The 12,877-nt window shown below is 67.2% G+C and carries 11 protein-coding genes; 4 read left to right on the top strand and 7 right to left on the bottom strand.

Features of this window, described 5'->3' with window-relative positions; translation table 11 throughout:
* Nucleotides 1-6: 6 nt before the first annotated feature.
* The 3 genes from OHA18_RS37670 to OHA18_RS37660 all read right to left on the bottom strand — a co-directional run bounded on the left by OHA18_RS37670 (nucleotide 7) and on the right by OHA18_RS37660 (nucleotide 3,706).
* Nucleotides 7-1,719 (bottom strand): SulP family inorganic anion transporter, encoded by a 1,713-nt coding sequence (locus tag OHA18_RS37670; RefSeq protein ID WP_329000159.1) that lies wholly within the window; start codon nucleotides 1,717-1,719, stop codon nucleotides 7-9.
* Nucleotides 1,720-1,722: 3 nt separating this feature from the next.
* Nucleotides 1,723-3,216: a DUF2252 domain-containing protein gene (locus OHA18_RS37665; RefSeq protein ID WP_329000158.1), complete on the bottom strand. Its 1,494-nt coding sequence runs from the start codon at nucleotides 3,214-3,216 to the stop codon at nucleotides 1,723-1,725.
* A gap of 145 nt (nucleotides 3,217-3,361) precedes the next feature.
* On the bottom strand, nucleotides 3,362-3,706 hold the full coding sequence (locus tag OHA18_RS37660) for a carboxymuconolactone decarboxylase family protein (RefSeq protein WP_329000157.1): 345 nt from the start codon (nucleotides 3,704-3,706) through the stop codon (nucleotides 3,362-3,364).
* Nucleotides 3,707-4,215: 509 nt separating this feature from the next.
* Here OHA18_RS37660 and OHA18_RS37655 point away from each other — a divergent pair.
* A complete protein-coding gene (locus tag OHA18_RS37655) occupies nucleotides 4,216-4,767 on the top strand; it encodes a hypothetical protein (protein WP_329000156.1) in 552 nt (183 codons plus the stop codon).
* Nucleotides 4,768-4,965: 198 nt separating this feature from the next.
* On the opposite strand, the gene OHA18_RS37650 is transcribed toward OHA18_RS37655, so the two are convergent.
* The 3 genes from OHA18_RS37650 to OHA18_RS37640 form a co-directional block, all read right to left on the bottom strand.
* A complete protein-coding gene (locus OHA18_RS37650) occupies nucleotides 4,966-5,427 on the bottom strand; it encodes a DUF6325 family protein (protein ID WP_329000155.1) in 462 nt (153 codons plus the stop codon).
* A 117-nt stretch (nucleotides 5,428-5,544) separates the two neighbouring features.
* A complete protein-coding gene (locus OHA18_RS37645) occupies nucleotides 5,545-6,195 on the bottom strand; it encodes a hypothetical protein (RefSeq protein WP_329000154.1) in 651 nt (216 codons plus the stop codon).
* A complete protein-coding gene (locus tag OHA18_RS37640; protein ID WP_329000153.1) occupies nucleotides 6,179-7,003 on the bottom strand; it encodes a bestrophin-like domain in 825 nt (274 codons plus the stop codon). Before OHA18_RS37640 ends, OHA18_RS37645 begins: the two co-directional genes overlap by 17 nt.
* A gap of 224 nt (nucleotides 7,004-7,227) precedes the next feature.
* Between OHA18_RS37640 and OHA18_RS37635 the strand changes: the two genes are divergently transcribed.
* Nucleotides 7,228-7,707: a DUF7144 family membrane protein gene (locus OHA18_RS37635; protein WP_329000152.1), complete on the top strand. Its 480-nt coding sequence runs from the start codon at nucleotides 7,228-7,230 to the stop codon at nucleotides 7,705-7,707.
* 6 nt (nucleotides 7,708-7,713) lie between these two features.
* Here OHA18_RS37635 and OHA18_RS37630 read toward each other — a convergent pair whose 3' ends face one another.
* Nucleotides 7,714-9,003 carry a cation:proton antiporter domain-containing protein gene (locus tag OHA18_RS37630; RefSeq protein ID WP_329000151.1) on the bottom strand — a complete coding sequence of 430 codons (1,290 nt, stop codon included), beginning with the start codon at nucleotides 9,001-9,003 and terminating at the stop codon, nucleotides 7,714-7,716.
* Nucleotides 9,004-9,218: 215 nt separating this feature from the next.
* Between OHA18_RS37630 and OHA18_RS37625 the strand changes: the two genes are divergently transcribed.
* Nucleotides 9,219-11,570, top strand: coding sequence for an arylsulfatase (locus tag OHA18_RS37625; protein WP_329000150.1), 2,352 nt, complete (start codon nucleotides 9,219-9,221; stop codon nucleotides 11,568-11,570).
* A gap of 17 nt (nucleotides 11,571-11,587) precedes the next feature.
* Entirely contained in the window at nucleotides 11,588-12,877 is a 1,290-nt protein-coding gene (locus OHA18_RS37620; RefSeq protein WP_329000149.1) for a diacylglycerol/lipid kinase family protein, read from the top strand.

Raw genomic sequence — 12,877 nt, 5'->3', positions numbered from 1 at the left:
GTGGGCTCAGCTTTGTTCGGGGCCCGGTGCCGAGTCGTCACCCGCAAGGGATGAACCGGCCCGGTAGGCGTGGAAGGCGTCCGCAAGGGTCGGGAAGATGTTGTCCTCGCCGATCGCGTCCAGGGTCCCGTACGCGCGGAGCGTCGCAAGGAGTCGGGTATCCGGCCGGACGAGCACGAAGCGGGCGTGCCGAGCCCGGGTGTAGTTGACGAGGTTGGCCAGGGTCACCCCGGCCGAGTAGTCGATGTCGTCGATCGCGCCGCAGTCCAGCGCTACCCAGCGGACCGGATCGGGTGCGGCGGAGATGATCGACTCGAGTTGGTCGGCGAAGCGGTTCGCGTTGGCGTAGAACAGTTCCGCGTCGTAGCGGAAGACCACGAGCCCGGGCAGGCTCTGCGTGCCTGGCAGAGCCGGCAGGTAGGTCGGCTCGCCGGCCTGGTTCTGACCGATGACGAAGTCGCCCGGTGTGTACTGCCGCCGGACGAGATCGAGCAGCGAGAGAACAACGGCGAGGATGATGCCCTGCTCGACGCCGACGGCGAAGACGGTCACCGCCGTGATGAGAGCCACCACGAACTCGTTCCTGCGTCGCCTCCACAGCCGCTGGAGGCCGGGCAGGTCGATCAGGCTGACGCCGATGAGGAAAACGATCCCGGCGAGCACCGCCTTGGGCATGTCCGCCAGCAGCCCGGTGAAGAACAGCGTGAACAGCAGCACGACGGCCGCCATCGTCAGGTTGGCGAGCTGAGTGTGTCCTTTCTGCTCGTCGAGGATCTGGGTCTTGGTCGGGCTGCCGTTGACCACGAAGGTGCCGCTGAGCCCGGCGGCGAGGCTGGCGCCGCTGAGCCCCACGATGTCGCGGTTGATGTCGACGGCGTCTCCGTGTTTGAACGCGAAGCTGCGAGAGGTGGCGGCGCTCTGGGCGATGATGAGCACCGAGCAGGACAGCGCGGTCGGCAGCACCTTGGACACGTCCGACCAGGAGAGGCCGGACGGCAGGCCGATCGGCGGGAACCCGCCCTGCACGGCACCCACCACGGCGACGCCGTGTGCGCCGGCGTCGGCCAGAGCGGAGATGCTGGTCAGCAGTACGACGGCGACGATGGCGCCGGGAACAACCGGGATGAAGCGCTTGAAGAGCTGGATGATCACGATCGTGGCCAGCCCGAAGGCGAACGTACCGGGACTGATCGAGGACAGCGAGGTGATCCAGTGCCACTGCTGTTCGAACCAGCCGCCTTTCCCCTTCGGGATGCCGAGCAGGTCCGGAATCTGCCCCGACAGCACCTGGATGCCGACGCCGGTGAGGAACCCGATCAGCACCGACGCGCTCAGGAAGTCTCCGATGAAGCCGAGCCGCAGCAGCCGGGCCACGATCAGCAGACCGCCGCAGACCAGTGCGGTGAGAGCGGCGAAGGCAAGCCAGTCAGGCGATCCGGGCGTGACTCCGGCGATGCCGAGACCGGTCAGGCCCGCGGCCAGCACCGCGGCGGTGGCCGAATCTGCGCCTACGACGAGCAGCCGCGAAGAGCCCAGCAGGGCGAAGATCAGGGTGGGGAAGATGATCGTGTAGAGCCCGGTCACGATCGGCGTACCGGCGATGGACGTGTACCCCATCACCTCGGGGATCGCCACGGCCGACAATGTCAGACCGGCGATGATGTCGCGAGCCAGCCACGACCGTTGGTATCCACGCAGGGGCTCGGGGACAAGGTTCATTTGTCAGACGTCCTGGATGGCCTCGATCCGGTTCGATGCGATGGCTTTGGCGAAGTCCGCGAAGTCCTGGTCGTTCTGGGCGGCGTAGCGTTCGGAGAAGTCGGTGATCGACTTGTCGAAGGCGTCGTCTTCGCCGAGGTAGGCAGCGATGGAAACCGGGTCTCCGGATCGTGCGTGTGCACGGGCCAGGGTCCACCCGCAGGTGCGGGCGTAGAAGGCCAGCTCCGCGGGTGCCATCAGCTCCACGAGTGCGGAGCCCTTCATGTCGCGCAGTTGGCGCCAGTAGAAGTAGCGGTCCGCCTGAACACCTTTGGACCAGCCCAGGAAGATGTCGCTGTTGGCCTGCATGAGTCGCTGGCCCTGGACCACTCGCTCGCCCGGCTGCTTGAACGCGCTCTTGCGCAAGGTCCCTTCGAGCACCGATCTGGTGGCCTCCTTGACCTGGAGGAACAGCGGATCGCCGCCGTCACGGCCCTGCAGGAGGACGACGAACGCTCGCGTTCCGACACTGCCGACGCCGACGACCTTGCGCGCCCAGTCGACGATCTCGAAGCGCTCCAGTAGTTGTCGAAGGTCGAGCCGAAGCGTGGACCGGTAGTCACGGAACAGGCTGAAGACGACTTCCTCGAGCTCCCCAGGCGCGACGCCGTACGCCGTATGGAGGTCGCGCACCGGGACGATCACCGGCGGGACGCTGACGATGCGGTAGCGCCCGTCGACCTCTTCGCCGAGCTTGGACAGGGCCTGATCGCTGGTCCGCGAGTGCGACTTCTGTGCGTTCTTCTCGAAGCGCTTCCGGGCCTGCTTCGCCTCCTTCGACGACAGCCCGCTCATACCGTCCAGCTCGCGAGTACCTTTGTGCTTACCTTTCTTGGATCCCTTGCCTTTGCCGTCGGAGCCGGCCAGGAATTCGGACACCGACTGCTTGATCTGGTCCTCGGCGAGGTGGGCGTACCAGACGTCGAGCGTCTTGATGGTGGCGAACTCGGCCATCGTCTCCCGGTAGGAGGTGGCACAGGCCTTCGTGATCGCGCGAGCGTCCGACTCCGAGCAGCCGTTGTTCTGTGCCGCGACCATGAGACTCGCGGCCAGGCGTTTGACGTCGTACTCGAAGGGGCCCGGAAGGGTCTCGTCGAAGTCGTTGATGTCGAACACCAGGTTTCGCTCCGGCGAGGCGAAGACCCCGAAGTTCGACAGGTGGGCGTCACCACACAGCTGGACGTGGAGACCGGACGTGGGTGTCTCGGCAAGGTCGGCCGCCATGATCCTGGCGGCACCGCGGTAGAAGGTGAACGGCGAGGCCATCATGCGGCCGTGCCGGACCGGAACCAGATCCGCGTCCCGCCTGAGGTTCTGCTCCTCGATGAGTGCGACCGGGTCCGGCCGGTCCGCAGCGGGCTTCCACCCGGCGTGACTGTCCGGCATCGCCCGGGTGCGAGCCGCGACGCCGCGTGCCTTCCGCTCGTCCAGAGTCAGATGTTCAACTGTCGTCGGCATGATCGGCCGCCCTTCTCTCCGTCGCAGGCAAAGCTCGTCGGACGAGCCGGTGTCCCCACCCTGCAAACCGCGTCCTCCGCCGACGATTCAGCAGGACCCGGCTCGCCGCATCATCCCTGTAGGACGATGAGGCTCCCACGATGCGTCAGTTCAGCGTCGCCGGTTCGTCACCCAGACCTGCTGACGCCACCTCGATGGCGACTTCGAGTGCCATCGCGATGCGGCCTGTCGCCGCGGCGACCCGCGAGGTTCCGGCAATGGGTGCGATGGCCGCGAGGACGCCGCGAACGTCCTCGGCGTCGAGGCCGATCTCGGCATCGACGGCCAGGTTCAGGGCGTAGGACACGGCCGGTGCGTCGCTGGCGACCAGGGCGGCCAGCCGGACGAGGGCGATGGAGTGCGCGTCGAGGGTCGACGTGGCCACGGAATCGACGGTCATGCGCTCCAGGAGGTCGAGAACGGGGGTTTCGGAGGTGGCGAGGTCCGACATGGCTACTCCTCAGAAGGTCTGCTGCGACGGCGAGTCCGGCGCCAAGCCCACCCTGCGCCCGCAGCCGGGTCGAGACATCATCCGGATTGAATGAACCGTTGTGCTTCCCGGCGTACTGCGGCGTCCCGGTCGGTGTCGGTCCGAATCCAGTTGCCTGGGGCAACGCCGTCGGGTAGATAGTCCGGCTGCCGGGCATGCTCCCTCGCGGATGAACCAGGCCGTCGACCGATGGGAGCGGGGTGACGTCGGTTTCACCCCGGCCGGAGGAGGCGAGAACCTGTCGGCCCGGTGCATGCTGACGTTCTGGCGGAGCTTGATGGCTGAACCCGAGTTCCAGAAACCGGGGCAGGGGGACTGAGAACGTGAGCGAGACGAGGCGGTCATCCGGCGCAGATGGACCTGATCCCGGCACGTCCCGCGGCAGGAGCGGAAGTTTCCGGTCGTGGTGTGTCTACCTGGCCACGACGGCCGGGTTCCTCTGCGCGGTCGCCAGATGGGGGGTGGCAGGTGTGGTCATCAGTGTGGTCACTGTCGCGATGGCGACAGCAGTCGTCACCTCGTCAGCGTGGGGAGGGGACGGGTGGCGCGCTACGCGCAGGATCGTTCGGGTCACGTTGGCCGCCGGGGTGATCACGCCGGCCGCTGTGGGTCTGATCGCGACCCTCGGATTCGCCGGCGTCCTGATCGTGGTGATCCTGGCAGCGACCACGCCGGCCCTCACCTCGCTCGTCCACGCGCGACGGCAGGCCAAGGCGGATACCCCGGTCGTACGGCCGGAGTCCGACTCCGCTACGTCGCTCGCCACCGGTCCCGCACCGGCGCCGGAGCTCGGTTCCCTCGACGACGCGGCATTGTGCTTGGCCTGGCGCCAAAGCTTCCGCCGGCTGGAGACCGCCCGAACGGCTGCCGAACGCCTGTCCGTCGTCGAACAGCGGCAGCGGTATCTCGACGAGCTTCATCGGCGATCGCCGCAGGGACTCGCCGCCTGGCTCGCCTCCGGCGCACGAGCATCCGGCAATCCGCTTCCGTATGTCGATGATGCCCGGCGCCGAGCCGGCTGAGTCAGGCGATTCAGCCGTCAGTCGCGGCGATCCTCGCGGCGGTCGCGACGGTCCTCGCGGCGATCACCGCGATCGTCGCGGCGATCTTCGCGGCGGTCACCGCGACGGTGCATGCCATGTGCGACGACCACGGCACCTCCCACGGCGGCTATTCTTCTGCGCCTGCGACGGGCTCCAAGTGGCATGGCGAACTCCTTCCTAGGCCTTCTTGATCTCTTCGGTCTCTTCGGCGTCGGCCTCGATGGCGGCGATCACAGCCTGGATCGGGATGCGTCCGCTGGCGACCAGTTGACCGCCGGCGTGCCGCACTGCAGTACCGAACGGCGCGGCCCACAGGTTCTCCCAGACGAGCACGGCGGCCGAGCTGCCGGGTTCGATGGTCACGGCCAGGTCCTCGACGTCCTGCTCGCTGAGCAGCATCGCGACCGCGGTCTCGAAAGTCCGCAGCTGCCCGATCGCGCTCTCGTCCAGATCAGCTGCCTCGAATGCCTCGACGCTGCCATCCACGTCCTTGATCAGGAACAGCAGATCGAGGATCCGGATCAGGCCTTTGTCGACGTAGTCGGTGAGGATCGGTGCGATCTCTCCGGTCAGCTTCGTCTCCGGGAATTCGAGGACGATCCAGTCGACCGGACCCAGCTCATCGATGTTGACAGTCATGTTCTACCTCCAGCGGTGAATGTTGCTGCGAGGTCCGCAGCCCGCGATCCCGGTACTCCGCTGACGATTCAGCAGAAACCGGGTCCTGGCATCACCCTTGCGGGAGGATTGAGGTCGTCAGATGTCGACGCTCACCGGGAAGGTGGCGATCCAGGCGAGGGCGGTGACGAGGACGAGGCAGCCGATCCCGGCGAGGATCCAGCGCAGGCGGCGGTTGGTGATCTTGGTGCTCATACCGGCGAAGAACAGGACGATCGCGTAGAGGACGACGGTGAGCACGTAGTTGCTGGATACCTGAAGATCCCGGAGCACCTTGGCGGTGGAGGAGGCGGCGGCCGCATCGAGCCGTTCGGCCTGATCCCGCGACGCGAGCTGGTACTGAGGCATGGCGAAGGGCGTCGGCGGCGCACCCGGATTCGTGGTCGGGCGGGTGGCGATCCAGGCGTTGAACGCGGGCCGGAACTCCGCGCGGAAGCGGGCGGCGTAGAAGTCGGCGACGGCGGCCTCACCGCGGCGATCCGCGTCCGCCCAGGCGATGAACGTGGCGACGTCCACCTGGCTCTGGGACTGGGACTGGCCTTGCGCCCGGGCCGCGTCGATCCTGATCGCGTTGGCGCGGCCGGCCGCCTTGGCCTGCTCGCCGTTCCACCGGGTGGCCTGGTAGCTGCTCCACGAGGTCCCGAGGGCGGCGACCACCAGCAGGACGGTGACGAGCACCTCCTGCCAGTTGCGCCGGCGTTCGGGCCGCTCGTCAGCGCCGGTTGCCATGATCGTCACACGGAGGTGTCACGGTGAGTCCGACCACCTTGAGCTGGGTGTCGATCAGGCCGATGGTTCGCACCATCGCGGTCGGTTGCAGCCTGCCCACCCCGTCGCCGTGCGGATGGTCGAAGAACACGAGCAGGAACAGCAGGAGCGTGATGACCACCGTCACGCTGCCCATCAGCAGGCCCTGCGTCACCGGCCCCTCGGCCGGGTCGGCGAAGAACAGCAGGTACCCGAAGATCACCACGGAGATGACCGCCAGGACCAGCCACAAGGGTGTCGGGATGATTCCCTCGGCCCCGTGCACCCTGTCGATGCGCGCCTGTTCCCGTTCGGCGGTCTGGTCCATCCAGCGGTCGTACGCCGACTGCTCGACCGGCGTCCGCGGGTCGACGGCCGAGATCGTTCGGAACATCTCCACCCCCCAAGGGTTGATGGAGTTCCCGAGCGTGCCCGTATCCAAAGCGTCCCACTCGGTCCCGGCCACGGACCGTGCGTAGCACATCAGCTCGCCGGTGAGCTCCGCCTTCGCGTTGCCGGGCAGGAACTGGGCCGTCTGAACCTGCTGCGCAACGATCGTCGCCTCGGACTCGGCACCGGCCCGCGACTGGTCGTACGACGTGAACGACAGGAAGATGATGAAACCGAGTAGCACGGAGAACCCGGTCGCCAGCACACCGAAGACACCCGAGGCGCGGTCACCGTCACTGAAGTAGCTGCCCTCCGGCGCCCGCCTGCGCACGAGGAGCATTGTCGTGACGGTGACCGCGGTCGCGAGGACAGTGACCAGAGCAGCCCAGACGAGATTCATCAGGCCCCCCTCGCCTGTCGGCCAGGGCTCGATCGTCGCTGCCGGCGGCCGACGGAACCTCACCCCACGCGGATGAACCGATCGATGGGGACCCGCGGCGACAGCGAGTAGCCGAGAGTCATCCGCCTGGGGTGAGGTGCACGCCGGGTGGCGGGAGTCAGCATCCAGGTGCGAGTCGTCGCCGGTTCCGGCGGTCGGCCGACGCAGCGAGAGGAGATACAGAGATGGCTGCGAAAAAGGGCGGGGCGGTCATGACCGGCATCGTCGTGTTCGCCGGCGCGCTGCTGATGGTGATCGGATTGGTCAACGTTTTCCAGGGATTCGTTGCGCTGTTCTCCGACGAGCGTCTGGTGCTCACGCCGAGCAAGCTCGTCGTCGTGGACGTGACCGGCTTGGGATGGATCCTGCTGATCTTCGGATTGTTGCTGATGGCTGTCGGTGCCGGTCTGCTCGTGGCGCAGACCTGGGCCAGGATCACCGCGATCCTGCTCGTCTGCCTGCACGCTGTGGTGCAGATCCTCTGGCTCGGCGCCTACCCGGTCTGGGCGTTGCTGATGATCGCGCTGGACACCGTTGTGCTGTTCGCGCTGACCGCCCGGTGGTCCGGCGTACGCGACCAGCTCGGAGGAGTGGGCGACGCGCCATGGAGCAAGGACGAGGAAGCCGAGCTCACAGCCGCCGAGCGGCGCAGGCCTCCCCTCTGAATCGGATCAGGGTAGGTCGCGATGGCGGTGGTGATGTGGGGAACGTCGTGATCGAGGTCCGGGACCCGGACCGTCCTCTGCTTGCTCGAGCCTGACGTAACGACGTCCGAGCGGGCCGGCCGAGATCCCGTGCAGTACGACGCTCAGCAGCACGGTGAGAGCGACTGCGGCGACGGCGCGTTCCACCAACGCGTTGTCGCCGAGTTCTTCGATGGCCAGCAACGCGAAGACCACCGAAGCGAGACCACGGGGTCCGAACCATCCCACGAAGATGACGGTACGGCTGTCCAACCCCTTCCCGAGCAGGGCCAGGGCGACCGGAACGATGCGGACCACGGTCAGGCTCAGTACGGCGTACGCGACGAGCGGCAGGTCGAAGTTGTGCACGACGATCGGCACCAGCGCGGCGCCGAACAGGAACCAGACCGCGAACGCCAGGATCTCGCCGACGAGTTCCGGCAGCTCGATGACGTTGTCCGCGTCGACGACCTCCTCGTCGAGCCCCGCGCGGAAGGCGATGCCGGCCACGAACGCCGCGATGAAGCCGTTGCCGCTGAAGGCGACGGCCAGGGCGAAGCTGCTGAGCGCGGCGGCGAACGTGCCGAGCCGCCGCGCGCCGGTGCTGATCCAGACGTGGCGGGAACCGTAGGTCAAGAGCTTGCCGCTTCCGAGCCCGACCACGAGGCCGACTCCGAGGCCGACCGCGAGCTCCAACAGCGCCCCGCTCCCGTGTGTGGAGGCCTCGTCCTCGTGCGCTGTCCCGAGTTGTCCCGCGGCAACCGCGAGCGTGAAGGTGACGATCGGTGTCACGATGCCGTCGTTGAGTCCGCTCTCCACGTTCAGTGCGCGACGCAGCCGCAGAGGTATCCGTTGGTCGTTGACGACCTGGGCGCTGAGAGCGGCGTCGGTGGGAGCCAGCGTGGCGCCCACGAAGCCCGCGAGGGCCCAGGTGAAATCGTCGAAGAGCCAGGCCGCCAGGAGTGAGCCGACGATCACCGAGAGCGGAAGTCCGATGCCCAGCAGACGCACGGGCAGGTTGATGTCCCGTTTCAGTTTGGGCAGGTTGACTCTGGAGGCGTCCGAGAACAACAGCAACGCGAGGGTCAGCTCGGCCAGCAGATGGACCGATGGGGCCTCCACGTGCACCGGGAGGGGTCCCCAGTCCGGGTTGCCCAGCACGAAGCCGGCAACGGTGAAGACCAATGGACCGGTGATGTTCACCCGGGCCAAGAGGTCCGAAGTGACCGCCCACGCAAGGATGAGCAACGCGAGCACTGCGAACGTGGCCTCTGTCACCGCCCCGCCTCCATCGTGAACGCGCGTCCAACGTGGACTGTCCCATCTGCACTCTGACAGCCCTTGCGCCGTCGCCGCCTCATCCACTCGAGAGGGTTCGAGCACCGTCGGGGGCTCATCCTCCGCGGGTGATGACTTGTCGCGCCGGTAGGACGAGCGTGCTGCTGTGCCGCAGCGCTGAACGCTGAGTCGTTCGTATCGGTGGGGAGACCGTGATGGCGATCGAGGAGTATCAGGAAGGACGCCAGTTCACCGGCGTGGTGGGACGAACGACCGATGAGTCGAGCCCCGCCTGGCCGACTCCGACGCGGGCCACGAAGGGCACCCCGAACGTGGTGTTCGTGGTCATGGACGACACCGGTTTCGGGCAGCTCGGCTGCTTCGGAAGCCCGATCGAGACCCCGAACTTCGACCGGCTGGCCGCCAACGGGCTGCGGTTCACCAACATGCACACCACCGCGCTGTGCTCGCCCAGCCGATCCTGCATCGTCACCGGACGGAACCACCACAGCAACGGCATGGCTGCGATCACCGAGGTCTCGACGGGATATCCCGGGTACAACGGGAGCATCCCGTTCGAGAACGGAATGCTCTCGGAGATGCTGGTGGACCAGGGCTTCAGCACGTTCATGGTCGGCAAGTGGCATCTGACACCGAGCAACCAGGAGACGGCGACGGGCCCGTACACCCGATGGCCGCTGGGGCGCGGCTTCGAGCGTTTCTACGGCTTTCTCGGCGGCGACACGAGTCAGTGGTATCCGGACCTCGTGTACGACAACCACAGTGTCGATCCGCCACGCACACCGGAGCAGGGCTACCACTTGAGCGAGGATCTGGTCGACAAGGCGATCGAATTCATTGCCGACAGCAAGCAGATCGACCCGGTCAAGCCGTTCTACCTGCACCTGTGCTTCGGTGCGACGCACGCGCCGCACCATGCGCCGAAGGAGTGGGCGGACAAGTACGCCGGGGCCTTCGACGACGGTTGGGACGCCTATCGGGAGAAGGTCTTCGCGCGGCAGAAGGAACTCGGCATCATGCCCGCCACTGCCACGTTGTCGCGCCACGATCCCGACGTACCGGACTGGGAGGCTCAGTCGGCCGGGGCGCGCAAGCTGTTCGGCCGGATGATGGAAGTGTTCGCAGGATTCCTCAGCCACACCGACCACCAGCTCGGCAGGCTGCTCGACTTCCTGCGTGAGCAAGGCGAGCTGGACAACACGATCGTGATGATGATCTCCGACAACGGGGCGAGCGCCGAAGGCGGTCCGACCGGGACCACGAACGAGGCACAGTTCTTCAACAATGCCCAGGAATCGCTCGAGGACAGCCTCAGTGTCATCGACGAGATCGGCGGCCCCAAGCACTTCAACCACTACCCGTGGGGATGGACCTGGGCGGGTAACACCCCGTTCCGGCGCTGGAAGCGGGAAACCTACCGGGGTGGCTCCTGTGATCCGTTCATCGTGTCGTGGCCGACCCGCGTGAACGCGAGAGGCGAGGTACGCAACCAGTACGCCCACATCATCGACATGGTCCCGACCGTCCTGGACCTCCTCGACATCGAGCCGCCCGCCACGATCCGGGGTGTCACACAGGCGCCTCTGCACGGCGTCAGCTTCGCTCATGCCCTCGACGACGCCGCGGCCGCCAGCAAGCATCACACGCAGTACTTCGAGATGTTCGGTCACCGGGCCATCGACCACGACGGCTGGCGGGCAGTCTGCCCGTGGCCAGGCCCCTCCTTCGCCGAAGCCGAGGCGGCCTTCGGCGATCCGATCAGCTCGACCCGACTGTCCCAGCTCGACGCAACGGGCTGGGAGCTCTACCACGTGGCAGAAGACCCCGCGGAGACCAACAATGTTGCCGCAGACAACCAAGGTCGGCTGATCGCAATGATCGGAACTTGGTACGCCGAAGCCGGGAAGCATGGTGTCATGCCGATCGACGGGAGCGTACTGGCACGTCTGATCGCCGAGAAACCGCTGATCGCGCCGGCGCGTGATCAGTACACGATGAGGCCGAACACGCAGCCGATTCCGTTCTTCGCCGGCCCGCGGGTGCTGAACCGGCCGCACAGCATCACGGCCTTCGTCGAGATCCCCCGCGGCGGTGCGGAGGGAGTTCTCCTGAGCCAAGGCACCTCGGCCGGTGGCTATTCCCTGTTCATCAAGGACGGGCTGCTGCACTACGTGCACAACTACGTCGGCAGGGAGCTGTTCCGGGTCTCGTCGTCCGAGCTGGTGCCGACCGGTGAGCACGAGCTCCGCTTCGAGTTCGAACCGACCGACAAGCCCGATCTTCCGAACGGGAAGGGCTCGCCCGGACACCTGCAGCTCTACATCGACGGAGCGCTCGTGGCCGCCGCGGACGCCGCCGTGACGACGCCGTTCGTCTTCAACCCCGGCAACCTCACCTGTGGAGCCAATCCGGGCTCGCCGGTCACCCCGGAGTACGCGACGCCGTTCAAGTTCACCGGCACGCTGCACAAGGTGACCGTGGACGTCAGTGGCGATCTCATCGAGGACCCGGAGTCCGAGCTGCGGGTTCACCTGGCACGGCAGTAGCAGGGACGTTGAGCTCCGTGAGGCGGCGGGTTGCGGCGGTTGTGGCGCTGGTGGTGGGGGCGGCGACGCTCGTGCTCGGCGTGGTGGTTTCTGTGAGTCAGTTCCCGCGTGGGCTCGGTGTGCTGACCTGTGTGGTGATCGCTGCGGTGGCGGCCTGGTACGGCGTGTTGCGACGGGGGATCGCGCGCTTGGCCGGGTTGTACGTGGCCGGTCTGGCGCTCGCCGGTGCGGTGATCTTCATCATCGTGGGTGGGAAGTTCGGCGTGGATCTTCTGGTCCTGGTGGGGCTCCTGGTCACTCTGGCGGCAACGCGTGCCAGCTTTGCCGCCCATGTGGATCTGCCGCGTGCGACGGCGCCTCAGCATCCGGTGCTGTTCTACAACCCGAAGTCCGGCGGCGGAAAGGCGGCACGTTTCGCCATCGCCAAGGAGGCACGCGATCGCGGCATCGAGCCGATCGAGCTGAAGCTTGGCGACGAGCTCGAAACCCTCGTTCGCGGAGCGGTCGCGCGCGGCGCCGACGGGCTCGCGATGGCGGGTGGGGACGGCTCGCAGGCGATCGTTGCCGCGGTCGCTGCTGAGCTGTCCCTGCCGTATGCCTGTATTCCGGCCGGCACCCGCAACCACTTCGCGCTCGATCTCGGGGTCGACCGTGACGACGTGGTCGGTGCTCTGGATGCCTTCGTCGACGGCGGCGAGCGGTTGGTGGACCTCGCCGAGGTCAACGGCCGCGTGTTCGTCAACAACGTGTCGCTCGGCCTGTACGCCGAAGCAGTCCAGCGCACGGGCTACCGCAATGCCAAGATCCGGACCATCCTCGACACGGTGCCCGACGCGCTGGGCGACAGTGGCAGTGACTTGGACATGCGCTGGACGGGCCCGGGCGGTCACGACCATCGCGGCGGCGCCGCCGTACTCGTGTCCAACAACCGCTACCGCCTCGGCCGTGCGGTCGGATCCGGCACCCGTCCCCGCATCGACGACGGCCTGCTCGGTATCACCGTCATGGGCGCACCCGCGGATGCCGATCAGCACCGCCTTCAGCGTCCCTGGCGCGAGTGGACCGCTCCGACCTTCGAGGTCGAGGCCGATCGCCCGCTGCCGGCCGGCGTCGACGGAGAGGCACTCGTCCTCGACGCGCCGCTGCGGTTCGAGATCCGGCCCGGAGTTCTCCGCGTCCGGATCGCCCACCAGCACCCGGGCTCATCGCCGTCGGCGACCGTTCCCGAGGGCCTCCGTGCCGGGCTCGTCGAGCTGGTGCGGATCGTCGTCGGCCGGGACCGGGATTCAGCCACCTTCAATCGCTAG

It is taken from the genome of Kribbella sp. NBC_00709 (assembly GCF_036226565.1).
Classification (GTDB): Bacteria; Actinomycetota; Actinomycetes; order Propionibacteriales; family Kribbellaceae; genus Kribbella.
Note: the sequence above shows the minus strand (reverse complement) of the source record. Positions and strands in the feature narration are given on the sequence as shown.

Bases quoted from the DNA above. Each gene is read 5' to 3' on its own strand.
- OHA18_RS37670 (WP_329000159.1), bottom strand. From the start codon at position 1,719: ATGAACCTTGTCCCCGAGCCCCTGCGTGGATACCAACGGTCGTGGCTG.
- OHA18_RS37665 (WP_329000158.1), bottom strand. From the start codon at position 3,216: ATGCCGACGACAGTTGAACATCTGACTCTGGACGAGCGGAAGGCACGC.
- OHA18_RS37660 (WP_329000157.1), bottom strand. From the start codon at position 3,706: ATGTCGGACCTCGCCACCTCCGAAACCCCCGTTCTCGACCTCCTGGAG.
- OHA18_RS37650 (WP_329000155.1), bottom strand. From the start codon at position 5,427: ATGACTGTCAACATCGATGAGCTGGGTCCGGTCGACTGGATCGTCCTC.
- OHA18_RS37645 (WP_329000154.1), bottom strand. From the start codon at position 6,195: ATGGCAACCGGCGCTGACGAGCGGCCCGAACGCCGGCGCAACTGGCAG.
- OHA18_RS37640 (WP_329000153.1), bottom strand. From the start codon at position 7,003: ATGAATCTCGTCTGGGCTGCTCTGGTCACTGTCCTCGCGACCGCGGTC.
- OHA18_RS37635 (WP_329000152.1), top strand. From the start codon at position 7,228: ATGGCTGCGAAAAAGGGCGGGGCGGTCATGACCGGCATCGTCGTGTTC.
- OHA18_RS37625 (WP_329000150.1), top strand. From the start codon at position 9,219: ATGGCGATCGAGGAGTATCAGGAAGGACGCCAGTTCACCGGCGTGGTG.